The organism is Nocardia sp. NPDC051756 (assembly GCF_040681495.1).
Lineage (GTDB): Bacteria > Actinomycetota > Actinomycetes > Mycobacteriales > Mycobacteriaceae > Nocardia.
Genome location: NZ_JBFAYV010000002.1, coordinates 1,116,198 through 1,142,263, shown reverse-complemented (window position 1 = coordinate 1,142,263; position 26,066 = coordinate 1,116,198). Strand labels below are relative to the sequence as shown.

23 protein-coding genes are annotated in these 26,066 nt (G+C 67.1%); 19 read left to right on the top strand and 4 right to left on the bottom strand.

Annotated elements, in window-relative coordinates:
• The first annotated feature begins 64 nt into the window (after positions 1-64).
• The 10 genes from AB0M22_RS11410 (at position 65) to AB0M22_RS11365 (ending at position 13,124) form a co-directional block, all read left to right on the top strand.
• A complete protein-coding gene (locus AB0M22_RS11410; RefSeq protein ID WP_364723856.1) occupies positions 65-1,315 on the top strand; it encodes an extracellular solute-binding protein in 1,251 nt (416 codons plus the stop codon).
• 55 nt (positions 1,316-1,370) lie between these two features.
• A complete protein-coding gene (locus AB0M22_RS11405) occupies positions 1,371-2,198 on the top strand; it encodes a sugar ABC transporter permease (protein ID WP_364723854.1) in 828 nt (275 codons plus the stop codon).
• A 67-nt stretch (positions 2,199-2,265) separates the two neighbouring features.
• A complete protein-coding gene (locus AB0M22_RS11400) occupies positions 2,266-3,174 on the top strand; it encodes a carbohydrate ABC transporter permease (RefSeq protein ID WP_364723851.1) in 909 nt (302 codons plus the stop codon).
• Between the two features lie 144 nt (positions 3,175-3,318).
• Positions 3,319-4,716, top strand: a complete 1,398-nt coding sequence (locus AB0M22_RS11395) for a lipase family protein (RefSeq protein ID WP_364723848.1) — start codon at positions 3,319-3,321, stop codon at positions 4,714-4,716.
• Positions 4,717-4,784: 68 nt separating this feature from the next.
• On the top strand, positions 4,785-5,438 hold the full coding sequence (locus AB0M22_RS11390; protein WP_364723844.1) for a TetR/AcrR family transcriptional regulator: 654 nt from the start codon (positions 4,785-4,787) through the stop codon (positions 5,436-5,438).
• Positions 5,439-5,576: 138 nt separating this feature from the next.
• Entirely contained in the window at positions 5,577-7,199 is a 1,623-nt protein-coding gene (locus AB0M22_RS11385; protein ID WP_364723842.1) for an AMP-binding protein, read from the top strand.
• Between the two features lie 147 nt (positions 7,200-7,346).
• Positions 7,347-9,464, top strand: a complete 2,118-nt coding sequence (locus tag AB0M22_RS11380; protein ID WP_364723839.1) for a CocE/NonD family hydrolase — start codon at positions 7,347-7,349, stop codon at positions 9,462-9,464.
• Positions 9,465-9,575: 111 nt separating this feature from the next.
• The gene (locus tag AB0M22_RS11375; protein ID WP_364723836.1) at positions 9,576-10,367 is read left to right on the top strand and encodes a DeoR/GlpR family DNA-binding transcription regulator; all 792 of its coding nucleotides are present in this window, start codon (positions 9,576-9,578) and stop codon (positions 10,365-10,367) included.
• A gap of 460 nt (positions 10,368-10,827) precedes the next feature.
• Positions 10,828-12,369 (top strand): cytochrome P450, encoded by a 1,542-nt coding sequence (locus AB0M22_RS11370; protein ID WP_364723833.1) that lies wholly within the window; start codon positions 10,828-10,830, stop codon positions 12,367-12,369.
• A gap of 8 nt (positions 12,370-12,377) precedes the next feature.
• The gene (locus AB0M22_RS11365) at positions 12,378-13,124 is read left to right on the top strand and encodes a TetR/AcrR family transcriptional regulator (protein ID WP_364723830.1); all 747 of its coding nucleotides are present in this window, start codon (positions 12,378-12,380) and stop codon (positions 13,122-13,124) included.
• Positions 13,125-13,145: 21 nt separating this feature from the next.
• On the opposite strand, the gene pnuC is transcribed toward AB0M22_RS11365, so the two are convergent.
• Complete coding sequence (pnuC, locus tag AB0M22_RS11360) at positions 13,146-13,829, bottom strand: nicotinamide riboside transporter PnuC (RefSeq protein ID WP_364724107.1); 684 nt, start codon at positions 13,827-13,829, stop codon at positions 13,146-13,148.
• 160 nt (positions 13,830-13,989) lie between these two features.
• On the opposite strand from pnuC, the gene AB0M22_RS11355 reads away from it, so the two are divergent.
• From AB0M22_RS11355 to AB0M22_RS11340, 4 genes are all read left to right on the top strand, one after another.
• Positions 13,990-14,832, top strand: coding sequence for an ABC transporter ATP-binding protein (locus AB0M22_RS11355; protein WP_364723827.1), 843 nt, complete (start codon positions 13,990-13,992; stop codon positions 14,830-14,832).
• A gap of 127 nt (positions 14,833-14,959) precedes the next feature.
• On the top strand, positions 14,960-15,706 hold the full coding sequence (locus AB0M22_RS11350) for an ABC transporter permease subunit (protein ID WP_364723824.1): 747 nt from the start codon (positions 14,960-14,962) through the stop codon (positions 15,704-15,706).
• Entirely contained in the window at positions 15,703-16,524 is an 822-nt protein-coding gene (locus AB0M22_RS11345) for an ABC transporter permease subunit (protein WP_364723821.1), read from the top strand. Before AB0M22_RS11350 ends, AB0M22_RS11345 begins: the two co-directional genes overlap by 4 nt.
• 80 nt (positions 16,525-16,604) lie before the next feature.
• Positions 16,605-17,699 carry an ABC transporter substrate-binding protein gene (locus tag AB0M22_RS11340; protein ID WP_364723819.1) on the top strand — a complete coding sequence of 365 codons (1,095 nt, stop codon included), beginning with the start codon at positions 16,605-16,607 and terminating at the stop codon, positions 17,697-17,699.
• Here the strand turns inward: AB0M22_RS11340 and AB0M22_RS11335 are convergent.
• Both AB0M22_RS11335 and AB0M22_RS11330 read right to left on the bottom strand, forming a co-directional pair.
• Complete coding sequence (locus tag AB0M22_RS11335) at positions 17,696-18,715, bottom strand: XdhC family protein (protein ID WP_364723817.1); 1,020 nt, start codon at positions 18,713-18,715, stop codon at positions 17,696-17,698. The genes AB0M22_RS11340 and AB0M22_RS11335 overlap by 4 nt on opposite strands.
• 13 nt (positions 18,716-18,728) lie before the next feature.
• Entirely contained in the window at positions 18,729-19,328 is a 600-nt protein-coding gene (locus AB0M22_RS11330) for a nucleotidyltransferase family protein (RefSeq protein ID WP_364723814.1), read from the bottom strand.
• Positions 19,329-19,478: 150 nt separating this feature from the next.
• Between AB0M22_RS11330 and uraD the strand changes: the two genes are divergently transcribed.
• From uraD to AB0M22_RS11310, 4 genes are read left to right on the top strand one after another with little or no spacing between them, the layout of a single operon-like run.
• The gene (uraD, locus tag AB0M22_RS11325) at positions 19,479-19,982 is read left to right on the top strand and encodes a 2-oxo-4-hydroxy-4-carboxy-5-ureidoimidazoline decarboxylase (protein ID WP_364723812.1); all 504 of its coding nucleotides are present in this window, start codon (positions 19,479-19,481) and stop codon (positions 19,980-19,982) included.
• Positions 19,979-20,296 (top strand): hydroxyisourate hydrolase, encoded by a 318-nt coding sequence (gene uraH, locus AB0M22_RS11320; RefSeq protein WP_364723810.1) that lies wholly within the window; start codon positions 19,979-19,981, stop codon positions 20,294-20,296. The genes uraD and uraH overlap by 4 nt, the downstream gene beginning before the upstream one ends.
• A gap of 7 nt (positions 20,297-20,303) precedes the next feature.
• A complete protein-coding gene (pucL, locus tag AB0M22_RS11315) occupies positions 20,304-21,209 on the top strand; it encodes a factor-independent urate hydroxylase (protein ID WP_364723807.1) in 906 nt (301 codons plus the stop codon).
• Positions 21,197-22,558, top strand: a complete 1,362-nt coding sequence (locus tag AB0M22_RS11310; RefSeq protein WP_364723804.1) for an 8-oxoguanine deaminase — start codon at positions 21,197-21,199, stop codon at positions 22,556-22,558. Before pucL ends, AB0M22_RS11310 begins: the two co-directional genes overlap by 13 nt.
• A 4-nt stretch (positions 22,559-22,562) precedes the next feature.
• Here AB0M22_RS11310 and AB0M22_RS11305 read toward each other — a convergent pair whose 3' ends face one another.
• The gene (locus AB0M22_RS11305) at positions 22,563-22,949 is read right to left on the bottom strand and encodes a hypothetical protein (protein ID WP_364723801.1); all 387 of its coding nucleotides are present in this window, start codon (positions 22,947-22,949) and stop codon (positions 22,563-22,565) included.
• A 231-nt stretch (positions 22,950-23,180) separates the two neighbouring features.
• Between AB0M22_RS11305 and AB0M22_RS11300 the strand changes: the two genes are divergently transcribed.
• Positions 23,181-26,066 (top strand): tetratricopeptide repeat protein, encoded by a 2,886-nt coding sequence (locus tag AB0M22_RS11300; RefSeq protein ID WP_364723798.1) that lies wholly within the window; start codon positions 23,181-23,183, stop codon positions 26,064-26,066.

Genomic DNA, 26,066 nt, shown 5'->3' with positions numbered 1-26,066 from the left:
TCAGTTCGATCCCATCATCGGCTGTCCAGTGGCGCCCGGTGTGCAAATTTGAAAGGTTCTACTCGTGAAAAGACCACTCCACGGCGTGCTTGCGGGGGTCGCGATGTTCACCGGCCTCGCGCTGGCGATCTCGTCCTGTGGGTTCGGCTCGAAAGATAACGCCGATTCCGACAACACGATCAACTTTTTAGCCCCGGCCTACAGCGACGGGGCCAACGGTACGAAGGCGCTGTGGGACGGGATCATCGCGGACTTCCAGAAGTCGAACCCGGACATCAAGGTGAACCTGCAGATCGAGTCCTGGAACTCGATCAACGACGTGGTGCGCACCAAGCTGCAGTCGAAGTCGACCACCCCGGACATCCTCAACATCGACGCCTACGCCAGCTTCGCCAGTGACGGCCAGCTGTACTCGGCCTCGGAAGTTGTCTCGCCGCAGGTGCTTTCGGACATCCAGCCCGGCTTCGCGAAGAACGCGTCGCTGAACGGCACGCAGTACGCGCTGCCGCTGTTCGCCTCCACCCGCACCCTGTTCTACAACACCGACCTGTTCACCAAGGCCGGCGTCACCGCGCCGCCGAAGACGTGGGCCGAGCTCACCGACACGGCGAAGAAGATCCAGGCGCTCGGCGGCGGGGTCTCCGGCTACGGCCTGCCGCTCGGCAGCGAGGAAGCCCAGGGCGAGACCTCCATCTGGACCTTCGGTGCGGGCGGTAAGTGGGCCGACGGGGACAAGGTCACCGTCGACACCCCGGCCAACCTGGAGGGCGTGCGCGCGATGCGCGAGATCGCCGATGCCGGTGTCACCCAGCCGAATCCGGGTGCGACCGACCGTAAGGACGTGATCAACGCGTTCATCCAGGGCAAGATCGGCATGATCGAGGGCCTGCCCCCGACCATCAGCCAGATCGCCTCGAAGAACCCGGCGCTGAAGTACGCGACCGCGCCGACGCCGACCAAGTCCGGCACCCCGGTGACCCTGGGCGTGGCCGATCACCTGATGGCGTTCAAGAAGGACGGCAAGAAGACCGAGTCGATCAAGAAGTTCCTCGACTTCTTCTACGGCGCCGACGTCTACTCGAAGTTCGTCTCGACCGAGGGCTTCATCCCGATCACCAACACCGCGGCCGCCAAGCTGGCCGCCGACCCGGTGACCAAGGCGTTCGGCTCCACCCTCGCGGTGGCGCAGTTCTACCCGAGCAACAACCCGAAATGGGCTGCGGCGCAGGGCGCTATCCGCCAGCAGATGGGCACCATCGCACAGGGCACCGACCCGGCCCAGGTGCTGCAGCGCATACAGGAAGCCGCGAAATAGCGTGCGACGGAAAGGAACTCTGGCGGCGATACCGTGGATCGGACCCTCGCTGGTCTTGATCGCGGCTATCGTCGCCTTTCCCGCCTGCTACATGCTGTGGACCAGTACCCGGGATCTCAGCGCCTACGGTCAAGACCGGGGCGCGGCCGGCCTGGAGAACTTCCGCACGCTGTTCGGGATCTCGGAGCTGGGATCTGTTCTCGCGCACACGGTGATCTGGGTTGTCGCCGTCGTGCTGATCACCCTGGTGATCTCGGCGGGCCTCGCCCAGTTCCTCAACAAGGATTTCCCCGGCCGCACCGCGGTGCGGATGGCGATCCTGGTGCCGTGGGCCGCCTCGGTCGTGATGACGACGACGATCTTCTACTACATGCTCGATCCCGACGTCGGCATCGCCAACCGGTTCCTGGTCGATATCGGCCTGCTGGACCGGGGTTACGGCTTCACCAAGCAGCCGACGCCGGCCTTCCTGGTCGCGATCGGCGTCGCGGTGTTCGTCTCCATCCCGTTCACCACCTACACGATTCTGGCTGGGCTGCAATCGATTCCGGCCGAGATCAATGAGGCGGGCCGGGTCGACGGCGCCAGCGCGTGGCAGCGTTACCGCTTCCTCACGCTGCCGCAACTGCGTCCGGCCATCGCGGTGGCGACGATCATCAACATCATCAACTCGTTCAACTCGCTGCCGATTCTGCAGGTGATCACCGGCAGTATCGCGGGTTTCCAGGCCGACACCACAACCACGTTGATGTTCAAGCTGATTCGGCAGAATCAGCAGATCGACACGGCGGCGGCGATGAGCGTGCTGAACTTCGTGCTGATCATCGTCATCATCGCGATCTACGTGAAAGTGGTCCGGCCGACGCAGGAGGTCGACGGGTGATACAAGCGCAGCCTCTCCCATCGGCCGACCGGGTGCGGGTGTCCCGCATGGCACAGGAGGTCGACGGATGACCGCGGCGGATGTGACGCACATCGAGAAGGTCACGGGTGCGGTGGCAGTGGCCGATTCGGACGCGCGTCCCGGCGCCCGGGCGAAGCGGCGCCGCTGGGAACTGACCGCGGTCGGCGCGGTGCTGGCCGCGCTGTTCCTGCTGCCGTTCATCGTGATGGTGCTCGGCTCGCTGAAGAGCCGGGCCGAAATCCTGCGCATCCCACCGACTTACATTCCGGAAACCTGGCATCCGGACAACTACTCCACCATGTGGGACACCCCGGAAACACCGCTGCCGTTCAATCTGGCCAGCACGGTGATCATTTCGGTGTTCGCCACGGTGCTGGTGCTGCTGGTCGCCATTCCGGCGGCGTATTACACAGCGCGGCACAAGTTTCCGGGTCGCGCAGTGTTCCTCGGCCTGGTGCTGGTCACCCAGATGTTGCAGCCGACGGTGTTGGTCACCGGTCTGATCCGGGAGTTCTTCGCGGTCGGCATCAACGACACCTGGCTGGCGATGATCCTGGTGAACGCGGCGTTCAACCTGTCGTTCGCGGTGTGGATCCTGCACAGCTTCTTCGCCTCCATCCCGGTGGAGATCGAGGAGGCCGCGATGCTGGACGGGTTGAGTCGCTGGCAGATCCTGGTCCGAGTGAGCCTGCCGCTGGTCTGGCCGGGCATCGTGACGGCGACGATCTTCGTCATCGTCTCCTGCTGGAACGAGTTCGCCGCCAGCCTGGTGGTGCTGACCACGCCGGAAAATCAGCCGCTGTCGGTCGCGCTGACCAAGTTCGTCGGCCAGTACGACACCTCGTGGCAATACGTGTTCGCTATCTCCACGGTCGGTATCATCCCGGTCGTGATCCTGTTCGCGTTCATCGAGAAGCGCCTGGTAGCGGGCCTTACCGCGGGCAGCGTCAAGTAGTTTCGCCGAAGCGGGTGGTGTGCTGCACCACCCGCTTTTGGCTGGCTATGAGCCGAACCACTGTCTGAGTCTGGACTTCTTGCCGGTTATCTGAAAATATCCCTTACCAGTATCGGTAACGATCGGTAACGGGAAGGCACTTCGATGAACGTGCGCAATGGTGGGCGCGTCGTAGTCCTCGGCGTCATCGCGCTGATGGCGGCGTGGACGGCATTCGGTTCGGGGCAGGCGGCGCCGGGGGAGCAGGAGAGTGTCCGGATCGAACCGGCGCCCGCGCTCACCCTGCCGCCCGAACTCGACGACTTCTACAAGCCGGCGGCGGGGGTGGTCGCCGCGGCACAGCCCGGCGAGATTCTGCGCGCGCGGGCGATCTATCCGGCGTTCATGGGCATCTTGCAGCTGAATGTCGATGCGTGGCAATTGCTTTACCGCACCACCAACAGCCACGGGGAGCCGATCTCGACGGTCACCACGATCCTGAAGCCGCGCGGTCCCGCGCCGGCCGGCGGATCGAAGCTGCTGTCGTATCAGATCGCCGAGGACAGCGTCGCGCAGTATTGCGCACCGTCGTATGTGGCCCAATCCGGCGCCATCCCGGTCGATTACGTGAACGCGGCGGAGACGCTCATTCCGATCGCCGCGGGTCTCGGGCAGGGTTGGACGATCGCGATGCCCGACTATCAGGGGCCGAATTCGGCGTACGGCGCGTCGCGGATGAATGCGCAGGCGACGCTCGACGGTATTCGGGCGGCGGAGAACTTCGCGCCCGCGCAACTGAGCGGGCCGGAAACTCCGGCGGCCCTGTGGGGTTACTCGGGCGGCACGATTCCGTCGGCGTTCGTCCCGGAGATCAAAGAGAGTTATGCGCCCGAGCTGAATATCGTCGGTATCGCCGCGGGCGGCGTCGCGGCGGGCGACTATGCCGGGGTGGTGCGGCACAACAACGGCGGGGTCTACGCCGGGCTCATCTCGGCCGCGATCGTCGGCATCTCGACCGAATACCCGGAAATGCAGCGGGTGATGCGCGAACGGGTCGATCTCCTCGGGCAATTCATCATGGCGTCGAAGAAGGTGCTGTGCCATCCGCAGGGAGCGATCCTGTTCCCCGGCTTCAACTACTTCGGCACTTTCCAGGGCGGTGATCCGTTGTCCCTGCCGGAGATTCGGGAGGCGATCGCGGACAACTCACTCGGACAACAAAAACCGACCGTGCCGATCTACTTCTATCACGCGCAGAACGACGAGCTGATTCCGATCGCGGGCACCGACTCGACCGTGCAGAAGTATTGTGCCGAGGGTGCGCCGAGCGTGACCTACGTCCGGGAATTCGCCGCCGAACATATCTCCGGCGTGCTCTCCCATCTGCCCGGTGCGTTCTATTGGCTGAAAGACCGGCTCAACGGTGTCGCGGCGCCGCAGGGCTGCTCGATCACCAGCCCGGTCAGCACCCTCGGGGAACCGCAGTTCGGCCAGGCCCTGGCGGAGATTCTGCCGCCCATGGCGCAGGCCCTCGTCGGATATGCCATCGGCCAGCACAACTAGTCGTCGTCCCCCGGCTCGGACCGATGTCCGTGCCGGGGCCGGGGCGGGTCAGCGGGTAGCATCGAACGGTGGCACGGCGGGAAGAGGAATCGAAGGACGGTCGCAGCTACGGCGGGCTGTCGCGGGAACAACGAGTGGCGCAGCGGCAGACTCGTTTGATCGATGCCGCCCTCGAATTATTCGGAACCCAGGGTTACGCAGCGACTTCCATCGAGCGGCTGTGCGCGGTCGCGAATGTGTCCACGCGCAGTTTCTACGAAGATATGGGCAGCCGCGAGGCTTTGCTCATCGCGCTGGTCAACCGGACCACCTCGCACGCGGTCGAACGGGCCTTGGAGGCGCTGGCGAAAACCGAGGGCGATCCGCTTTCCACGCGAGTGGTCGAGAGCTTCCGCGCTTATCTCTCGGTGACCTGTGCCGATCATCGCTCGGCCCGGGTCTGTTATGTCGAAGTGGTCGGCGTCAGCCAAAAGGTGGAGGAGTGGCGCAGGGATCAGCGGCGCCTGCTTTCCGCATTGATCATCAGCGAGGCCGAGCGCGGGGTGGAGCGCGGCGAGGCCAAGCCGCGGCGGTTCGATCTTTTCGCGCTCGCGGTGATCGGCGCGGTGAACTCGCTCGCGCAGGAATTGGTGCAGAGCACGCTGCCCGATTCGGTGATCAGCGTGGACGAAATATGCGAGGAGATCGCGTATTTCGTGAACTCCGGGCTCGCGCTCACCTGATGTGAAACCAGCGGAACCGGCAAGCGGTCCGGTGCGGTGTTCATCTGAAAAGATGTCTTGCCGAAATTCTGGAAATCTCCTACAGTCGAGTCGGCTCCCTTGTTCGAGGGTGTCGAAGATTCTCTGGACGGAGTGGTCATGTCCTCCATCGGAAGTGCCGTTCGCGCGCTGATGGTCAACCTGCATTCGGTGGGCGTGCTGCAACGCGCCGGGGTGCTCGACCTGCTCGCGCCAGCCGATCTCGTGCGGGCCTCGCGGGCGGTCCGGCAGTTCGGCGGGATCGCTGGGCCGGTGCGGATGTCGGCGCGGCGCGAGCCCGATCGGGTCGCGTTGATCGATGAGCTAGGTCCGCTGACCTATCGGGAGCTCGAGGCGCGCGGTAATGCGCTGGCTCGCGGGTTCACCGCGCTCGGTCTCGGGCCGGGCGACACCGTCGCGGCGCTCATCCGGGACCGGCGCGAGCTGGTGGACGCCATGCTGGGCGCGGCGAAGATCGGTGCGCGGGTGGTATTGCTCAACACCGGGTTCGCCGGGCCGCAGCTGGCCGATGTCGTGGCGCGCGAAGGTGTGAACGTTGTCGTGTACGACCAGGAATTCGGCGAGCTGTTGCAGGTATTGCCATCGGAGGTGCGGCGGGTGCTCGCCGTGCACGATGGGGTCGAAGTGGAAGGCATCCCGACCGTCGCCGACCTGATCGCGGGCAATGACACGGCGGAACTGGCTCCGCCGCCGCGGCAAGGCGGATTCGTGCTGCTGACCGGCGGGACCACCGGGACGCCGAAGGGCGTGCCGCGGGAGGTCAAGTCGCCGCTGGCCGCGGCCGCGTTGCTCGAGCGGATTCCGTTGCGGCGCAATCAGACTCTGGTGCTGGCCGCGCCGTTGTTCCACGGCACCGCGTTGAATCAGTTCATCCTGTCGCTGTCGCTGGCCTCGACGGTGGTGCTGCGCAGGCGATTCGACGCCGAGGCGACGCTGGCCGAGGTCGCCGACCATCGGGCGCAGGTGCTCGTCTTGGTGCCGACCATGCTGCGCCGGATACTCGACCTCGGCCCCGAGATCCTGGCGAAGTACGACACCGACAGTCTGCGCATCGTGTTCAGTGCGGGCTCGGCGCTGCCTGCCGCACTGGGTGATTCGGCCACCGAGGTGTTCGGCGACGTGCTCTACAACTTCTACGGGTCGACCGAGGTCGGCGTGGCGGCCATCGCGACGCCCGAAGACTGGCGGGCGGCGTCCGGGACGGTCGGTAAACCGCCGACGGTGGTGACGGTCCGGCTCTACGACGAGAACGGCAAGGTGGTCACCGAACCTGGTGTGCGCGGCACCATTTACGTGCGTAGCCTGCTCTCGTTCGCCGGGTACTCCGGCGGCGGCAACAAGGACAGCATCGACGGTCTGTTGTCGTCCGGCGATGTGGGGCACTGGGATTCGGGTGGGCGGCTGTTCATCGACGGACGCGACGACGACATGATCGTGTCCGGCGGCGAGAACGTCTTCCCCGGTGAGGTCGAGGAACTGCTGTATGCCCATCCGGCCGTTGCGGAGGCGGCGATCGTCGCGGTGCCCGATGCCGAATTCGGCCAGCGGCTGGCGGCTTTCGTGGTACGGCACCCCGGCCAGGAGCTGGATGCCGACGCGGTTCGGGCGCATGTGAAGGCGAATCTGGCGCGGTTCAAGGTGCCGCGGGATGTCACCTTCCTCGACGAACTTCCGCGCACCAGTACCGGAAAACTCTTGCGCCGGGATCTGACCGCACGCTGAGCGCAATCGTCTGGGACAGGTGCTGGACTTCTGTCCTTCAATCTGAAAAGATCACTTACCAATATGGCGGTTCGGGCCGCCGATAGAACCGAAAATGATCGTGAGCAGGCAAGATTGCCGCTCGCGGAATCGAATGGGTGATCAATGATGATGACCGATAGTTGGCTGAATCGGCGTGCCACACGCCGGGGATCCGCCCCGGCGACCTCGATCGCGGCTCGAATCGCGGTCGGCATTCTCGCGGTCGCCTCGGTGCTGCCGATAGCCGCGCCGAGTGCGCTCGCGGATCCGTTGCCGGCCAACGGATTTCCAAAGGCGGATGCTCGGACCGGATTGCCCGAGGGGTGGAATCCGGGACCCGAGCTGTATGGCGTCGGCGAGCAGAAGAATGTCGAACTGCCGATGGCGGACGGTGTGGTGCTGCGGGCAGATGTGCGGTATCCGACCGACGCGTCCGGCGCACCGGCGCCCGGCCCGTTCCCGATCATGTTGACCCAGACGGCATATGGCAAGGACAGCGCTGGTTTCGTCCGGCTGCTGTCCTACGAGGGGCTCGGGCCGCTCTTGCAGAACGCGCTGCCCAGCGTCATCGATGTGGCCAAGCAGATCGGTGACGCGGCGGGTTATGGCGACTACTTCGTCAAGCGCGGGTACATCAGCGTCATCGTGGATATTCGCGGCACCGGATCGTCGGGCGGGCAGTGGAGCATCCTGCAACCGCAGGAGCGGGAGGACTCCAAACGGGTAATCCATTGGGCCGCCGGGCTACCCAACTCGACCGGTGAGATCGGTCTGTGGGGGCTGTCGTATCTCGGGATGAGCGAACTGTTCACCGCCGGTGTGCTGGAACCGGATTCGCCGGTCAAGGCGCTGTTTCCGTTGATGCCGGGCAATCACGCGTTCCAGGATCTGCTCGATCACGACGGGTTCTACAACATCGCGTTCCTGGCCTCCATGCTGCAATTCCCGATCACCCTACTGCCGCAGATCGATCCGATTCTCGGGCTGTATCGGGAGCCGGACAAGATGGCCAGCGTTTTCGTCGACCATCTGATCTCGCACTTCCGGGCGGACGGCACCTGGCACTCGGTGTTCAACGCGCTGCTCGACGGCGACAAGGCGTACAACGGCCCGTACTGGGAGTCGCGCGCGATCGACAATGTGGTGGAACAGATTGCGGCGAACGACATTCCGACCTACCTGATCAGCGGCCAATACGACCTGCTCCAGGACGGGACGCCGCGCACCTTCGCCGGATTGCAGAACGCTTACGCGGGACGCTCGCACAACGGGCCGATGCCGGCGGGCGCGTCGTCCAGTGGACGCTTCCAAATGCTCACCGGCCCTTGGTTCCACATACAGCCCGGCGAGCAGCGCAACACCGATATCGATATGCACTCCATCCAGTTGGCCTGGTTCGACCGGTGGTTGAAGAACGACCGCAACGGCATCGACGAGACGAAGACGCCGCTGCACGCGATCGACGTCAACGGCAACGTGATCGAGAGCGCCACCTACCCGATGCGGGAAACGCCCACGCAGAACTTGTATTTGGCGTCGGGTGGCCGGTTGACGCCGGAACGTCCGACGGCTCCGGCCGGTTCGGACCGGGTGACCTTCAGCCCGGTCAACGGCGGCACCATCTGCAACGCCTCGTTCTCCCGGAACTTCTCCGGCGTGTACGAGCTGTTCACCACGATGGCCGGCCTCGATGACCCCTGTGCGCAGTTCCCCGCGCATCCGGATGTGCCTGCGCTGCTGGATAATCCGCAGTACACGACCGACGCGTTCACCGAGCCGACGGTGCTCGGCGGGCCCATCGGCGCCACCCTGTTCGCCACGTCGAATACGCCCGCCTCGGCGTTCAGCGTGACCGTGCAGGACATCGCGCCCGACGGCACGGCCCTCGCGCTGACCGACGGCCAGCTCGCCGGCAGCTTTCGCGCGCTGGACGAGGACCGGACGTGGCGTGCCCCGGACGGCAGCGTGCTCGGCGCGTTCCATCCCGGCACGCGGGAGTCGATGCTGCCGGTGGTCCCCGGCCAGGTGACCGAGTACAACGTCAAGATCCGTCCGGCCTTTCACGTCTTCCAGCCGGGCCATCGTTTGCAGATCACCATCGGTTCCGGCGACGCGCCCACCCACATCTTCAACCCGAAGGACTATCCGGCGCTGCTCGGCGGCGTCTACGACGTCCAGCGCGCCGAAGGGGCGGCCTCGTTCCTCACCGTGCCGCTGGCCGGCGCCGCCGCGATGCATCGCTGAGGCGGCGCGCTTGGCATTGCCGCACCGGAATCTCTACGGTCGGCAGCGTGCCTATGGTCAGATTGTTCGCGTGCCTAGAAAAACAGCAGGTCGGGTTCGGGGCGGTGTGAGATGACCGGACCAACCGACCGCCCCCAGCGGTGGAACCGGCTCCTCGAACTGCTCGCCGAATCCGGGCGACTGTCCGTGGAGGAGGCCGCCGAGCGGCTCGGCGTGTCCTCCGCCACGGTCCGCCGCGACTTCACCGCGCTCGCCGAACAGCAGCTGGCGACCAGGACCCACGGCGGTGTCGTCGCGACCTCCGTCGCCTACGACCTGCCCGCCCGCTACCGGCAGACCGGCGGCGAGGCGAAGCAGCGGATCGCGGAACACGCTGCGTCCCTGGTGGATCCGCACAAGGTCATCGCGATGAACGGCGGCACGACCACCACCGCGGTGGCGCGGGCGCTGGCCGGCCGGACCGATCTCGGCATGACCGGAGACGAACAACTGACCCTCGTCACCAACGCGCTCAACATCGCCGGCGAAATGGTCCTGCGCCCGCACATGCGCACCGTCGTCCTCGGCGGCGTGGCCCGCCGCGAGTCCTACGAACTGCACGGCCCGCTGGCCGAGCGCGCCCTCGCCGAACTCCGCCTCGACGAACTGATCCTCGGCGTCAACGCCATCTCCGCCGAGGGCGGCGCCCAATGCCGCCACATCGACGAGGCCGGCGTCACCACCGAAATGGTCCGCCGCTCCCGCCACGTCATGGTCGTAGCCACCGCCGACAAACTGGAACGCACCGCCCTCGCCCGAATCTGCACCATAGAACAGGTCCAAGTCCTGGTCACCGACACCGAAGCCGACCCATCCGCGGTAGCCGCCATCCGCGCCACCGGCGTCCGAGTCGACGTCGTCTAGGTGAGCCTCCTGCCAGGGGTGAATTGCCAGGCTGCTGTTTGAAGATGGTTTTGCCGGGCATGTCGGTGGCCATGACCACTGAACCCGGTACAGGGCGTTCCGATGACACTGAGGTGGACCGTGACGGCGTTGATCAGCCGGATTCGACGGGGGATGCTGCGGCGACCACGGAGGATCAGGCGGCGGATATGGATTATGAGGGCGATACGCCCAACTAGGGATTCTGTTCGCAGCACCGATTTGTCGATGAGACCTGTTCTTTTGCGCCGCCACGCTTAGTTCCGCTTGATCGCGGGGCCGTCGATGATCCAGCCCGGTAGGCCTTGGATGGCCTGCCGGGCTGTGCTGTGTCCGGGGCGGTGGATCGGTGATGTTCACCCATTGACCGGGTCATCGTGTCTCATTACCCTGAGTGGGACAGCACGTCCCATGTGAGTGTGTAAGGCAAGGTGAGCCTGCTATGGCCGATGTCGAGTCCGTTGATTCCGTCGTTGATTCGAAGCTGCATCCGCCCAGGTGGGCGCCTACGTTCATTCGCTGGCACGGCACGCCGGTGACCTGGTGGGAGTCGGTGAAACTGTCGATCGGGATTCTGCCGCGGGTGCGCGATCACACGGTGCTGGATTACGTGACGAACTTCCCGGGACAGGACGATGTGCTCGTCGCCCGGGTGCCGTTCGCGAAGTTCGTCATCGTGCGGAGTCCGGAGTTGGCCAGGCATGTGCTGGTGACCAACCAGAACAACTACACCAAGAGCCCGGACTACGACATGCTCGCGGTGGCCTTCGGGCGCGGCCTGGTGACCGACCTGAATGATGAACTGTGGCAGCGTAATCGGCGCTTGGTGCAGCCGATCTTCGCCAAGCGCAACGTGGATGGGTTCGCGCCGGTGATGGTCGAGGCGGCGCGGGACGCGGTCGCGCGGATCCGGGAACTGTCGGAGAAGGACGGCGTCGTCGACGTCAATGCCGAAATGAACCGGCTCACTTTGGATGTCACGTCGCGGACGATGTTCGGCACCGACATCACCGGCCCGATGTCGGAGGTGGTGCTGTTCCGCCTGCTGCGATTCTTCGGCCGTGGATTCATGACGAATCTCAGTCATCCGCTGCATCACCTCGCGACCTGGCTGCACAAGCGCGGCCGCCACCGCGACGACGCCGGGAATTCGCGGCTGCCGATGCGGGTCATGCGCGCCGCGGGCTGGGTCATCGAACCGCGCAGCATGCGCGACCTGCGGCACGCCGAGGGCGTGGTCGACGGCCTGATCGCCGATCACCGCGCGGGCCGGATCACCCGCAAGGACAACCTGCTGGCTGCGCTGATCGACGCGTCCGACCCCGAAACCGGTTACAAATACACCGATCAGGAGATCCACGACGAGCTGATGACGTTCATCGGCGCGGGCATGGAGACCACCGCGACCGCCCTGACCTGGGTGTGGCAGATGCTCGCCGAACATCCGGAGGCCCGCGACCGCCTACGCGACGAGGTCACCTCGGTGCTCGGCTCCCGCCCCGCCACCGCCGCCGACCTCGACCAACTCCCATGGACCCAGGCCGTGGTCGCCGAGACCATGCGCGTGCTGCCGCCGGTGGTCGGCCTGGCCAGAACGGCGAAAGAACAAGACGCACTGGGCGGTTACCTGATCAGGCCGGGCACCACGGTGATCACGCTCATCCACGGATCGCATCACAACCAGCGGGTATGGGACCGCCCGGACGAGTTCGACCCGACCCGCTACCTGCCGGAAAACGTTGAGCGCGAACACAAGCGAGCCACCATGCCGTTCGGCGCGGGCAAAAGAATGTGCGTCGCTTCGGGATTCGCGAACATGGAGGCCTCGCTCGTGGTCGCCACGTTCGCCCAGCAGCTGCAATTCGACGCGGTGTCGGATCAGCGAGTGCGACGGCAGATCTCGTTCACCGGCGGCCCGGACGGACCGCTGCCGATGCGCCCCCGGTTCCTGCCGGAACTGGAGCGCGCGGACACCGCCGTATAGTCGAATCCGTGAAACCGCCCGCCCACATGCGTACCCATCGCAGGCGCTCGGGCGGCCAACGCTGGGACGAACACAATTCGACCCGGCAGGCACAGATCCTCGAGGCGGCGGTCGCGCTGATCGAGGAGAACGGCCCGACGGCCGAGGTGTCGATCCAGCAGATCGCCGAGCGCGCCGGCCTGGCCCGCTCGGTGGTCTACCGGCAGTTCGACAACCGGGAGGATCTGGACGCCCGGGTGCGCGAGTACATCACGGATCACTATGTGTCCGAGGTGGAGTCGCTGTTCGTGCTCGACCCGACCAAGACCGCGGAAGAGATGTTCCACGAGATCATGCGCCGGGTGGTGAGCTGGGCCGCGGAGCATCCCAATCTCTATCAGTTCGGGCAGAACGGCCCGGTGCACGGGCACGCGACCGGGGAGAACAGCCTGACCATCGGCAGGCACCGGGTGGCCGAGACGCTGTGGCAACAGTTTTCGTCGTGGACCGGCATGCTCGCCATCGACGTCGAACCGTATCGCCCGCTGGTCTACGGCCTGGTCGGCCTGGTCGAGGGCATCGTCACCCAGTACCTCGGCACGCCGCCCGGGCCCGCGCGTCCGGACCAGGAAACCATCGCCCGCATGCTCACCGCCTCGGCCTGGCACCTCTTCGCCGGTCACGCCGCCGATCTCGGCTACCACTTCGACCGGTCCGCCAATATCGCGGAAACCCTGGCCAAGCTGTTCGCCGACGCCGCGGCCCAGCAGGACTGAGCCGCAAGCGTTTTCGGTCGGCTAGGGCGCCGAGGCCACCGGCACGGCCGCGGGCGGCGCCACCGGCCGGATGCTGCGCATCCAGACCACGAATCCCCAGGCCACGAAGCCCGCGTAGACGAAGTACAGCGTCGCCGACGGGTAGTAACCAGCCTTCACCAGCAGCGGGATGCCGACGATGTCGACGGCGATCCAGATCAGCCAGAACTCGGCGAGACCACGCGCCATTCCATAGGTCGCCAGCACGGAACCGGTGAAGATCCACGCTTCGGCCCACGGCCCGTAGGAGCCGATCAGGTCGAAGAGCTGCGCGAAGGCCGCCGTCCCGATGAACATGGCCGCGACAAGCACAAGGCGTTCGCGATTACTCGCCCAGCGCGGTTCGACGCCGCGATGTTCCAGACCGGTCTCGTTGGCGTGCCGATGCCAGCTCCACCAGCCATACACGCTGACCGCGACGAACATCAGCTGACGCCCGGCCTGCCCCGCCATGTTCAGGTGCTGCGGAGTATTGAAGACGCCGCCGACGAAAACGGTGAACAGCAGCGCGTTCCCGGCGATGCCGATCGGCCAGGCCCACACCCGCCTGCGCATACCGCCGAGCGCGGAGGCGAGGCCGAAGCCGTTGCCGATCACCTCGCGCCAGAGGATCTCCGAGCCGGCGATGTGCAGCTTGGCGTCGAGCAGCGCGTAGATCGGGTTCACCTGTGGTGCAACCAGCGGGCGCGCCGATGTCATCCATCGCGGGGATATCGGCTCGCGACGATCGGAAATCCGGTGTGCACGCGGGTTCGCGTAACGATTGCGAAATCTGGGGTCGCGATTCGCAATATCTGTGCAACGGACCCCTTCTAGGGTGACTTTCATGAGTGTGGAAAGCAGTGCCGGGGGGACCGGAATTCACATCAGTGGGTTGACCAAAACGTTCAAGGTGGGGCGCAAGACGGTTGAGGCCCTCGACTCGGTCGACCTGCACACCGAACAGGGCACCTTCCTGTCGCTGCTCGGCCCGTCCGGCTGCGGCAAGTCGACCGTCCTGCGCATCCTGGCCGGACTGGAGACGCCGAGCGCGGGCAAGACGCTCATCGACGGCCAGACACCCGCCGAGCTGGTCCGCAGGCACGAACTCGGCATCGCGTTCCAGGACTCGGCACTGCTGCCGTGGCGCACGGTGGAGTCGAATATCAAGCTGCCCTTGCAGGTGGCGGGCCTCACCCCGGACCCGGCGCTGATCGCCGACCTGATCCAGCTGGTCGGCCTCGACGGCTTCGAGAAGGCCAAACCGGCGCAGCTGTCCGGCGGCATGCGCCAGCGCGTCTCGATCGCCAGGGCGCTGGTGGTGAAGCCGACCGTGCTGCTGCTCGACGAACCGTTCGGCGCCCTGGACGACATGACCAGGCAGCGCCTCAACCTGGAACTGCTGCGGATCTGGACGGAGAAGCCGGCGACCACGCTGATGGTCACGCACGGCATCGCCGAGGCGGTGTTCCTCTCCGACGTGGTCGCGGTGATGAGCCCGCGACCGGGCCGGGTGCTGGAGCTGGTGGAGATCGACCTGCCGCGCCCGCGCACCCCGGAGATGATGCGCACCCCCGAATTCCACCGGCTGCACGACTACCTGTCGGAGCTGCTGTTCGGGAAGTCCGGCACCGGCGGCGCATTGGGCACCGACGCGGGGAAGTCCAGCACGGGCGCGGTGCAGGCATGAGCAACGACGGACAACGACCGGCGCGCTGTCAGTGGCAGGCGAGACCGGGTTGGCAGCGGGTGCGGCTGTACGGGCAGCCGATGCGGTCGGTCGCGCTGTGCGTCCGGCGTGGTCAGGGAGGCCGGGGATGAAGCGGATCGGCGGATTGCTCGGCGTGGCCGGGCTGATCGGGGTGTGGTGGCTGCTCGCGGCGCTCGGTGTTGCGGGCGGCACCGTGCCGAGTCCGTGGACGGTGGTGCACACGATGTACACCGACGGCTGGGGGCTCTACGGCCCGAATTTCCGGATCACCGCGCTCGGCGCGTTGAAGGGATTCGTGTGGGGCAACGGGATGGCCATCGCGCTGGCGATTCTCATCATGTTGATTCCGCAGATCGAGTCGCTGGCCACGCAGCTGGCCATCCTGAGTTACTGCACGCCGCTGCTCGCGCTCGGGCCGATCATCCTGGTCGTGTTCGGCGGGCGCACCCCGACGGTGTTCCTGGCCGCGATGTACTGCTTCTTCACCACCATGGTCGGCACCGTGACCGGCTTGCGGTCGGCGGATAGAACAAGCCTCGACCTGGTGCGGGCCTATGGCGGCGGGCGCTGGCAGCAGCTGTACCGGGTGCAGTTGATCTCGGCGTTGCCGAATACGTTCGCGGCGTTGAAGATTGCCGCACCCTCGGCGGTGCTGGGCGCGATCATCGGCGAATATCTCGGCGGTGTCGACAGCGGCATCGGGGTTGCGCTGACCGCCGCGCAGACGGCCTACAACGTGCCACGCACCTGGGGTATGGCGCTGGCCGCCGCCGCACTGGCCGGTCTCGGCTACGCGGTCGTCGCGCTGGCCGCCCGCCTGGTCGCCCCATGGACCACCCAGGAGGCGCGATGACCACGAAAGACGGAGGGGCGATGAAGGTTGTCCTGCGGATCGGGAAGTTCTTGTTCCCGCTGTTCACCTCGCTGCTGTTGATGCTGGCCATCTGGTACGTCTTCCTGAAGGCGTTTCCACAGGTCGGGCCGCGGGTGGGCAAGTCGCCGGAAGACATCTGGCGCTACCTGGTCACCTCGCGCGGCGCGAGTGCCGCGCGCGCGGTGATCATCGACGACTTGCAGATCACGTTGCGCGACGCGGCCATCGGGTTCGCGCTCGGCATGGTGGCCGCGCTGGTGGTGGCCGCGCTGTTCGTGTCGTTCGCCGCGGTGGAGCAGACTTTCCTGCCGGTGGCGATGCTGCTGCGCTCGGTGCCGCTGGTGGTGCTCGCCCCGATCATCGTGCTGGTGTTCGGCCGCGGGCTCGGCGGGGTCACGGTGCTGGCCGCGATCGTGGTGTTCTTCCCGGCGCTGGTGATGATCATGGCCGGGTTGCGCAACGCGCCGCGGCAGGCGATGGACCTGGTGGCCGCGTACGGCGGGTCCAAATGGACCGGTTTGCGGATGGTCGCGGTGCCGGCCGCGCTGCCCTCGGTGTTCGCGGCAGCCCGGATCTCGGTGCCCGGCGCGCTGATCGGTGCGCTGCTCGGCGAATGGCTCGGCAGCGGAACGGGCTTGGGCGCCAGCCTGATTCGCGCCATTCCGACGTTCCAGTACAACCAGCTGTGGTCGTCGATCGTCATCGTCACGATCGTTTCGGTGCTGCTCTACGCGGTCGTCGGCGTCATCGAGAATCTGGTGCTGGCCCGCTTCGGCGCCGACGCCGGTAGGTCGTGATTCTCGGCGAAATTCAAGCAAATCACCGCTCGGAACGTCAAAGTAAAGAAAATGAAACGCAATCGACCTAGATTCGGCGCATGACACCCGTGCAACGCTCTTCGTTCGGGCCGACACTGAACCGACGGTCTCTCCTTCGTTACTCCGCAATGGCCGGCGCCGCACTCGGCGGTGCGGGCCTGCTCGCCGCGTGCGGCGACAATGCCTCCGACTCCTCGGGTGGTTCCACCGCGGACGGCTCCAAATACGGCACCGTCGCGGTGCAGCTGTCCTGGCTGAAAAACATCGAATTCGCCGGCGAGTACTTCGCGGACAGCAAGGGCTATTTCAAGGAAGCCGGTTTCGGCTCGGTCAATCTCATCGCGGGCGGCGCGGCCAGCACCTCGGTGGAGGCCGGGCTGGACACCGGGAAGATCTGGCTCGGCCTGTCCGCCCCGCAGACCACGGCCAAGGCGGTGCTGGAGGGGCTGCCGGGCAAGATCATCGCGACCACCTACCAGAAGAACCCGTTCGCGATCGTCAGCTCGGCGGCCAAGCCGATCAAGACGCCGGAGGACATGCGGGGCAAGAAGATCGGCGTGCAGGACACCAACCAGCTGATCTTCAAGGCGCTGCTCACGGCCAACGGCCTCAAGCCCGGCGACGTCACCATCGTGCCCGCGCAGTTCGATCCGTCCCCGCTGGCCAACGGCGAGGTCGACGGCTGGGTCAGCTACGTGACCAACGAGCCGATCACCCTGACCGCCAAGGGATTCGCGAACACGCACTTCCTGTTCGCCGACTACAACCTGCCGCTGGTGGCCGAGACGCTCACGGTCAAGCAGTCCACCATCGACAAGGAGCGGGACAAGCTGAAGGCGTTCCTGGTCGCGGAGATCAAGGGCTGGAAGGACGCGGTGGCCAACCCGGCCGAATCCGCCCGGCTCGCGGTCGAGGTGTACGGCAAGGATCAGAAGCTCGATCTGGACGAGCAGACGAAAGAGGCAGTGGCGCAAAACGATCTGGTCACCTCCGCGGACGCGACCGCGAACGGGCTGCTGACCATGACCGACAAGCTGATCGAGCAGAACATCACCGCGTTGCGGGCCGCCGATCTCGATATCAAGGCCGAGGAGCTGTTCGACCTTTCGGTGCTGCGCGAGGTGTACGCGGAGAACCCGGGGCTGAAGGCTTAACTACTCAGTCCGACAACTGTTTTCAGCGGCGCCTGGGTGTTGTGGTCGAGCGAGTGCCGCCCGGACTGTTCGGTCCTGGCGGCAATCAGCTCGGCGGCGATCGCGACGGCCATCTCGGTGGCGGTGCGGGCGCCGAGGTCGAGTCCGGCGGGGGAATGCAGGCGGGCCAGGGTCGCTTCGGTGAAGCCGCCCGCGCGTAGGTCTTCCATGCGCTGGGTGTGCACGGTGTGCGCGCCCATGGCGCCTAGGTAGCCGAGCTCGGGTAGTCGCAGCGCGACGGTGAGCAGCGGGATCTCGAACTTCGGATCGTGCGAAGTGACGACAATCCCAGTGCTGCTGTCGATTTCGCCCGCCGAGGACAGCGTGTTCAGGTAGCGGTGCGGCCAGTCGACGACCACCTCCGCGCCCGGGAACTTCTCCGGTTTGGCGAAGTTCTCCCTGGAGTCGCAGATGGTCACGCGGTAGCCGAGCAGCCTGGCCTGCACGGTCAGCGCGGCGGCAAAAGAGTTGGCGCCGAAGATGATCAGGCGCGGCGGCGGGGCGAACGACGCGACGAACACATCCGAATCCGGCAGCGCGAGCAGCTCGGTGCCGTGCTTCTTGTCGGTGACCAGGTGCTGGCCGATCAGGTCCGCGTCGGAGTTCCACACCACGGTGAACACGGTGATCCGGCGGTGCGCCGCGATCTCCGCGGCGACGAGGGGAAACTCGGGAAAGTGTCTGCGCGAGAACGGTTCGGTGAACACATCCATCGTGCTGTCCCGGTCGGCGACGGTTGCCACGCCGTAGCGGTGCATCGCGCGCCGGCCCGTGCGCGCGGCCTGGAGCACCGCCTCGTAGGCGATCTCCTCCAGCCCGCCGTCGGTCACCGCGCCGTAGACGCCGCCGTCCGGATCGACCAGCATCGCGGACCCGATCGGTAACGTCGCGGAGCCCATCGTGCGCACGATGGTGGCCAGCCCGCCGGTACGCCCGGAATGCCACACCCGCAATAGGTCATCGACGATGTCCCGCATCTGCTCGCTCCGATCACCGTGCGGACGAGGCCGGGTAGTCACGATCGACGCCCGTCGCCAAATCGTCGCACGTGACGCACACCATATCTGTCTTGCGAGACAAATAGGTGCGCGCGCCTGAATCTCCCACGGCCTCCTGACATATCGAGGTCCAGTGCTTGTGCGCGAGCACAACCGGGTGCCCCGGTGTGTTGTGGAACACAGCCCGCGCGAGGCCGCTCGCGGAGGCGAACGCGGCGGCGGTGACCCGGGCGACGACATCCGCGCCGACATCCGGCGTATCCACCGGCATGATCGCGGCGTAGCGCGCCGGGGTGCGCGCGGCGGCGATCAACCCGGCCCGGACGGACGCGCCGAGCCCGGTGGCCCAGTCCGCGGCCCAGACGTGTTGGACGCCGGCCGGAAGGTCGAGCGGGCGTGGATCGGGTCCGGTGGCGCCGAGCACCACGATCACCGGATCGCAGCCGCCGTCGCGCAGCGCGGCCACCGCGCCGCGCAGCCAGGCACCGCCCTCGGCCAGTGCTTTGGGCCGTCCGTACCGGGTTCCGGCGCCCGCGGCGAGCACGATGCCCGCGCAGGCGGGCGGGGCGGCCGGGCGATCGGGTACAGCCATGGGTACGACGGTAGCCCGGAACCGCGGCGCGCGCGTGCCGGAACAGTGCTGCTCGGGGACCTGCGGGACCGGATTCATTGCGGCGACACGCCGAGGGTGATCTATCTCTTTCGGGTGGCGGCCGGGCGGGTCGTATTCGATGCTGTTCCGATGACAGACGACGAGGCGGGCCTCGCCGGGTTCCACGCGCTGCCCGGCAGCGCCGCCACCGAGGCATTGCTCGCGTGTTGCTCTTCGCCCGAATGGGCGCGGGTGCTGGCCGCGGGGCGGCCGTATCCGAGCGTCGACGCCGTGCTCGATGCCGCGGACGCCGCGCTGGCCGAACTGCCCGAGTCCGAGATCGATCGAGCGCTCGCCGGGCACCCCCGGATCGGTGAGCGACCGGACACGGCGGCCTCGGCGCGGGAGCAAGCGGGGGTCGCCACGGCCGAGGACGCGGTACGGTCGGCGCTCGCGGACGGGAACCGGGCCTACGAGGCGCGGTTCGGGCACATCTATCTGGTCTGTGCGAGCGGCCGATCCGGCAGCGAGCTGCTCGCGATCCTCGAAGCGCGACTGGGCAACGATGCCGAGACCGAAAGGTGGGTCATGCGAACCGAACTGGCGAAGATCAATCGAATCAGGTTGCGCGCGTTACTGGCGGCGGCCGGATGAGCTCCCTGAGTACGCACGTGCTCGACGCGATGCGCGGCGCGCCCGCCCAGGACGTCGCGGTGACGCTGTATCGCGGTGCCGAGCAGCTGGATTCGGGCACGACCGACGCGGACGGCCGGATCGGCGCACTCGGCGGCGCGCTCCCGGCGGGCGGCTATCGCCTGGTATTCGCGACCGGACCCTATTTCACCAAACAACGGGTCGACACCTTCTATCCCGAGGTCTCGGTGAGCTTCGAAATCACCGAGGAGCGGCACTACCACGTCCCGTTGTTGCTGTCGCCGTTTGCCTTTTCCACCTATCGAGGGAGCTGAACCGAGCATGGAACTGACCGGGCCGATCGTGTTGTCCGACCACCGATACGGCAAGGCGGAGAACCGGATTGTCCGGATCTGGCGGCAGCACTCGCGCCACGAGATCCGCGACGTGAACGTGTCCACCGTGCTGCGCGGCGATTTCGCCGAGGCCTACACCGCCGGCGACCAGCGCAAGGTGCTGCCGACCGACACGCAGAAACAGACCGCCTACAGCTACGCGAAACAGCCTGGGCTACAGACGATCGAGGATTACGCGCTGGCCCTGGCCGGTCATTTCGTCGACGACGTCGAGCCGGTGACCGGCGCGCGGATCGAGGTCGACGAGTATGCCTGGCAACGGGTTTCGGTCGACGGCAAGGAACACGACTACACCTGGGTCCGGCAAGGCCCGGAGGTGCGCACCGCCGCGGTCACGGTGGCGGGCAAGGGCGCGGACCGGCAGGCCTGGGTGATCGGCGGGGTGAAGGATCTGACCATCCTGAAGTCGACCGGTTCGGAGTTCGCCGACTTCCTGACCGACGAATTCACCGTGCTCGCACCGACGCACGACCGGATGCTGGCCACCTCGCTGGTCGTGGAATGGCGTTTCGCGGCGACCACCGGCATCGCCTGGGACGAGGTGTACGTCGGCATCCGGGCCCGGCTGGTCGAGACGTTCGCGACGCAGCATTCGAAGGCGTTGCAGCAGACGCTGTTCGAGATGGGCAAGGCCGCGCTGGAGGCGTATCCCGTGCTGGCCGAGATCCGGCTGGCCGCGCCGAACAAGCACCATTTCGACTACGACCTGCAACGTTTCGGGATCGAGAACAACGGCGAGGTCTACCATGCCGCTGATCGCCCTTACGGTCTGATCCACGCGACTGTGCAGCGGACCGACGCACCGGAGGCAGGACCTGCATGGACCCAGTAACAGTCATCGAGGGGTGCGCCGTCGCGACCGTCGACGCGGCCGGCACCGAATACCGCGACGGCTATGTGGTGTTGCGCGGCAACCGGATCGAGGCCGTCGGCGCGGGCGCGGCACCCGCGTCGGACGGTGAGGTGCAGCGCATCGATGGCCGCGGCTGTCTGCTGACGCCCGGTCTGGTGAACACGCATCACCACCTATACCAGTGGATCACCCGTGGCCTGGCCGCGGACAACACGCTGTTCGAGTGGCTCACCACGCTCTACCCCATCTGGGCGGGCATCGACGAGGAGGCGGTGCGGATCGCGGCGACCGGCGGGCTCGCCGCGCTGGCCGGGACCGGCTGCACCACCACGACGGACCATCACTACGTGTTCCCGCGCGCGGGCGGCGATCTGCTCGGCGCCGAGATCGCCGCGGCGGCCGAGGTGGGCCTGCGCTTTCATCCGTGTCGCGGCTCGATGGACCTGGGCGCCAGCGCCGGCGGCCTGCCGCCCGATCACGTGGTGCAGACGCTGGACGAGATCCTGGCCGACAGCGCGGCGGTGATTGCCCGCCACCATGATTCGTCGTTCGACTCGATGCTGCGCATCGCGCTCGCCCCGTGCTCGCCGTTCTCGGTGACGCCCGAACTGCTGCGCGAATCGGCGGTGCTGGCGCGCGCGGCCGGGGTGCGGCTGCACACCCATGTCGCCGAGACGATCGACGAACAGGACTACTGCGCCGAGACTTTCGGCTGTACCCCCGCGCAGTACATGGAGCAGCTCGGCTGGGTGGGTTCCGACGTCTGGTGGGCGCACGCGATCCACCTGGACGACTCGGCGATCGAGACGATGGCGAAAACCGGTACCGGCGTGGCGCATTGCCCCACCTCGAACGCGCGCATCGGCGCGGGCATCGCCCGCACCGCCGATCTGGTGCGGGCCGGGGTGCCGGTCGGTCTCGGGGTGGACGGCGCGGCGAGCAACGAGTCCAGCTCGATGATCGAGGAGCCGCGCAACGCCCTGTTCTTCGCGCGCAACCGGGGCGGCCCGCGGGCGATGACCGTGCGAACGTCGTTGGCGCTGGCCACGATCGGCGGTGCGCGGGTGCTCGGCCGGGACGCCGAGATCGGCTCGATCGAACCGGGCAAGCTGGCCGATCTGGCGCTGTGGCGGCTGGACACCCCGGCGCACGCGGGCATCGACGATCCGGTGACCGCGCTCGTGCTCGGCTCCGCGCCACCCCTCGCGGCGCTGATCGTGAACGGTCGCGAGGTCGTTCGCGACGGCCGGCTGCGCACCGTCGACGAGGAGACCGTCGGTAACCAGGTGGCCAGGGCGCAGGCCGCATTGGTGGCCAAGGCCGGTTAGCGCCCTACGCGGCGAAACACCTGGTGCCGTGCATCAGCGCCGCCGCGGATCGCGCTCGGTCATCGATCGGGCACCAATGCGCCTCCGGCTCCGGCGATTCGGCGGGCGCCCGCAGGGCGAGCAGGCTCATGATGTCGTGCAGGGTGCTGCCGAGTTCGGCCGCATGCAGTTGCGCGACTTCATGATTCAATCCCACCGGGTACAGCCCGCCGAGCACGATCATCTCGGCGAGCACCAGGCCGGCCATCGCCTGATTCTTGGTGAGCCGCCGGTTGGTCGGCAGGTAGGACAAGACCCATTTGCCCCGGTCCTGCTCGGGCAGATCGACCCGGAACGCGGCCTCGTGCGCGACATCGCTGGTGATGAGCCAGTCAGTGGCTTTGATCGCCATCGCGGGACCCCCTTTCGTCCGCCTCGGCCACATTGTCCAGGTGACCCCCTTCAGGGTGCCAGTTCTTTTCGGCGCGCCGCGATCCCAGCGGGCGCGGCGTTTTATCGGGTCGGCCCAATTACTTGACCTGGGAAAACGGCACTGCTACCAAGGAATTAATCACAATCAGCGTCTCGATTCTCCGGTTCCGGCGCACCCTGCCGGACCCATCGCGCGCGGGAGGGTGGCGGGATGGATCGATCCGGCCGAACCGAACGATGGCGTCCCGGCGGCAATTTGACCGCCGAGCAGCGGCGGCGGCTGCGGGACCGGCTGGCCGATCTCGGCCTGACCGAGGTGCAGCTGCTCGAACCCCTGGCGGCGGAGCTGCGCCAGCGCGGCTATCGGCCGCGGGCGGCTTGGCGCTACGCCAACGGACTCACCCAGGCCGCGGTCGCCGAGCGCTACAACGAGGTGACCGACAGCGCACGGGCGGCGATGAAGGCCAGTCGGATCTCCGAATACGAGGCGTGGCCGTTCGCCAGGGACGGCGGGGATCCCGACGACGAGCACCACCGGCCCAGCGGCGCGCGCCCGACCATCCGGGTGCTGAAAAACCTTGCCGCCATTTACGGTACGGCTTGGGACCAGCTGGTCGACGTCGCGGATCTGGCCTACATGCCGCATACCGAGCGGATGGAATATCACGAGGCGGTGGCCAGGCGATCCATCGGTCGGCAGCCGGTGCGGGCCGGCCGCGACCTGCCCGCGGAGGTGCCGCACTTCACCGGCAGAGAAGGGCCGAAAGCGCAACTGCGCGAGCGGGTTACCGCACATCTGAGCAGCGGGACGGTGGCCGTGCACGTCATCGTCGGGCTGACCGGGATCGGCAAGACCGCGCTGGCCCGATACGCGGTCGCGGTGTTCGGCAAGCACTATCCCGACGGCACCGTCTGGATCGACCTGCACGGCTACACCCTCGGCCGCGAGCCCCGCGAACCGGTCGACGTGCTCGAACAACTGCTGCTCCAGATCGGCGTGCCGCGCGAGACCATCGAAACGGACCTGGCCGGGCGGGCCGACCGCTGGCGCACCGCGACCCGGCAGCGCCGGATGCTGATCGTGTTCGACAACGCGCTCGACAGCGCGCAGGTGAAACAGCTACTGCCGCAGGCGCCCGGCTGCTTCGTGCTGATCACCAGCCGGAGCAAGCTCACCGGGCTGGCCGAGGCGGTACCGCTGCGCCTGGACGTGATGGAGTGGGCCGAGGCGGAGGAACTGCTGGTCAAACTCGGCAACCTGCGCGCGGGATACGACCGGGACGCGGTGCGCCAGATCCTGCACACCGCGGGACGGCTGCCCCTGGCGATCCGGCTGATCGGCGGGCAGATCGCGCATCACGGCGAGGCCATGCTGGCCGACAGCGCGGCCGATATCGCGCAGCTGAGCGAACGAATCAAACGCGCGCCGGCGGACCGCACGAATGGCTCCGCGGCCGAACATCTGCTGGACCGGTTCGCGGCCGAGGACGAATCGCTGCGGGCGGCGTTCGAGATGTCCTACCAGCGGTTGCCGGAGGCCGGGCAGCAGCGCGCCGTTCGGTTGCTCGGCTGGTTTCCCGGCCCGGAGATCACCGCCGAGGCGATGGCGACAATGGCCGCGGTGCCGCTGCGGGACGGGAAGATGTTGGTGCGCAGGCTGTTCGAGGCCGGGTTCCTCGATCCATCGCCCGGCGGTCCGGGCGGGCCGCGCTATCGGATGCACGATCTGACCCGGCTGTGCGCGCGCCTGCATGCGGAGCGGGAGGACTCACCGGTGGAGTACGCCGCGGTGATCGGTCGTCTCGTCGGCGACAGTCTCGCCGTGGCTCGCCGCGCCAACACCAACCAGGTCTTCGATCCCGCAGGCAGCGAACATCTTTCGAATCCCTCGGCGGATGCGGCCCGCGCACGGGCCTGGCTCACCCGGGAACGGGAGATGCTCGTCGGCTGCCTGCGCGACGCCGAACCCAGCTCGGCGGCAGCAGAATTGGCCACCCGGCTGGCCTCTCACCTGTCCGGCGTCGGTCACTGGTCGCTCGCATTACGGCTCTACGCAAGGGCATTGGAGATCTCGACCAAGGTCGGCGACCGGCGCGCACAGGCCTGGGTGCTGGTCGGCAAGGGGCGCGTCGACCGGCTGATCGGTCAGCACGAGCAGGCGTGCACCGGGTTTCGGCTCGCACGCAAGATGGCCGTCGAGCTCGGCGATCGGCAATGTCACGCGGCCGTGCTGTGCGAGCTGGGGCAGACGGCGCGGGTCACCGGCGACCACGCGGCGGCGCGCCGCTATTTCAGCGAAGCCCTCGGCATCGCACGGGATATCGATGATCAACCGACCGAATGCGATGCGCTGGACGGGCTAGCGCATGTCGAGCGCGCCTCGTCCGAATACCGCGCCGCCTGGAACTGCTCGGCGCAGGCGCTGGCCATCGCGGAGGCAATCGACGATCCGGTGCGGGTTGCCAGCGCGCAGTGGGGGTTCGCGGAGGTGATCCGTCGGCTCGGCGATCCGGAGGGCGCCGAGCGCAGATACGCGGAGGCGCTGGAGATCGCCCGGGGACTGAATCATCAGAAGCTGGAAGGCGATGCGCTGCGCGGGCTCGGGCACATCGAACGGCTGGTCGGCGATCACGAGACCGCGCGCCGCTACTTCGACGACGCGCTCGAGATCGCCCGCCGCATCCACGATCGCTACGGCGAGGGCTGGACCCTGTGGGGGCTCGGCAATCTCGCGCGCAAGGCGGGGGACCACGCCGAAGCGCTCGGCCTGTTCCAGCTGGCCTACGACATCGCGGTGGAGATCAACGATCCGCTCGGGCAGGTCGATGCGTTGCGCGGGCTGGGCCACATCGATCGGCACTTCGGCCGATTCGATGCTGCGCGTAGGTATTACCTCGAGTCGATGGACGTCGCGCATCGGATCTGCGATCCGCTCGGGCAGGCGGACGCGCTGCGCAGCCTGGCCGGCGTCGAGACGGCGACCGGCTCCGGCGCGCAGGCCGATGCGCTGCTGGCGCGGGCGCTCGCGCTCTACGACGGCATCGGGCTGCAACTCGCGGCTCAGGTGCGAGCCGAACTACGCACCCGAGGCCGGTGA

Excerpts from the sequence above, each read along its gene's own strand:
- AB0M22_RS11400 (WP_364723851.1), top strand. The coding sequence starts at position 2,266 with ATGACCGCGGCGGATGTGACGCACATCGAGAAGGTCACGGGTGCGGTG.
- AB0M22_RS11395 (WP_364723848.1), top strand. The coding sequence starts at position 3,319 with ATGAACGTGCGCAATGGTGGGCGCGTCGTAGTCCTCGGCGTCATCGCG.
- AB0M22_RS11385 (WP_364723842.1), top strand. The coding sequence starts at position 5,577 with ATGTCCTCCATCGGAAGTGCCGTTCGCGCGCTGATGGTCAACCTGCAT.
- AB0M22_RS11380 (WP_364723839.1), top strand. The coding sequence starts at position 7,347 with ATGATGACCGATAGTTGGCTGAATCGGCGTGCCACACGCCGGGGATCC.
- AB0M22_RS11375 (WP_364723836.1), top strand. The coding sequence starts at position 9,576 with ATGACCGGACCAACCGACCGCCCCCAGCGGTGGAACCGGCTCCTCGAA.
- AB0M22_RS11370 (WP_364723833.1), top strand. The coding sequence starts at position 10,828 with ATGGCCGATGTCGAGTCCGTTGATTCCGTCGTTGATTCGAAGCTGCAT.
- AB0M22_RS11355 (WP_364723827.1), top strand. The coding sequence starts at position 13,990 with ATGAGTGTGGAAAGCAGTGCCGGGGGGACCGGAATTCACATCAGTGGG.
- AB0M22_RS11350 (WP_364723824.1), top strand. The coding sequence starts at position 14,960 with ATGAAGCGGATCGGCGGATTGCTCGGCGTGGCCGGGCTGATCGGGGTG.
- AB0M22_RS11345 (WP_364723821.1), top strand. The coding sequence starts at position 15,703 with ATGACCACGAAAGACGGAGGGGCGATGAAGGTTGTCCTGCGGATCGGG.
- AB0M22_RS11340 (WP_364723819.1), top strand. The coding sequence starts at position 16,605 with ATGACACCCGTGCAACGCTCTTCGTTCGGGCCGACACTGAACCGACGG.
- AB0M22_RS11335 (WP_364723817.1), bottom strand. The coding sequence starts at position 18,715 with ATGCGGGACATCGTCGATGACCTATTGCGGGTGTGGCATTCCGGGCGT.
- AB0M22_RS11330 (WP_364723814.1), bottom strand. The coding sequence starts at position 19,328 with ATGGCTGTACCCGATCGCCCGGCCGCCCCGCCCGCCTGCGCGGGCATC.
- uraD (WP_364723812.1), top strand. The coding sequence starts at position 19,479 with ATGACAGACGACGAGGCGGGCCTCGCCGGGTTCCACGCGCTGCCCGGC.
- uraH (WP_364723810.1), top strand. The coding sequence starts at position 19,979 with ATGAGCTCCCTGAGTACGCACGTGCTCGACGCGATGCGCGGCGCGCCC.
- pucL (WP_364723807.1), top strand. The coding sequence starts at position 20,304 with ATGGAACTGACCGGGCCGATCGTGTTGTCCGACCACCGATACGGCAAG.
- AB0M22_RS11310 (WP_364723804.1), top strand. The coding sequence starts at position 21,197 with ATGGACCCAGTAACAGTCATCGAGGGGTGCGCCGTCGCGACCGTCGAC.
- AB0M22_RS11305 (WP_364723801.1), bottom strand. The coding sequence starts at position 22,949 with ATGGCGATCAAAGCCACTGACTGGCTCATCACCAGCGATGTCGCGCAC.
- AB0M22_RS11300 (WP_364723798.1), top strand. The coding sequence starts at position 23,181 with ATGGATCGATCCGGCCGAACCGAACGATGGCGTCCCGGCGGCAATTTG.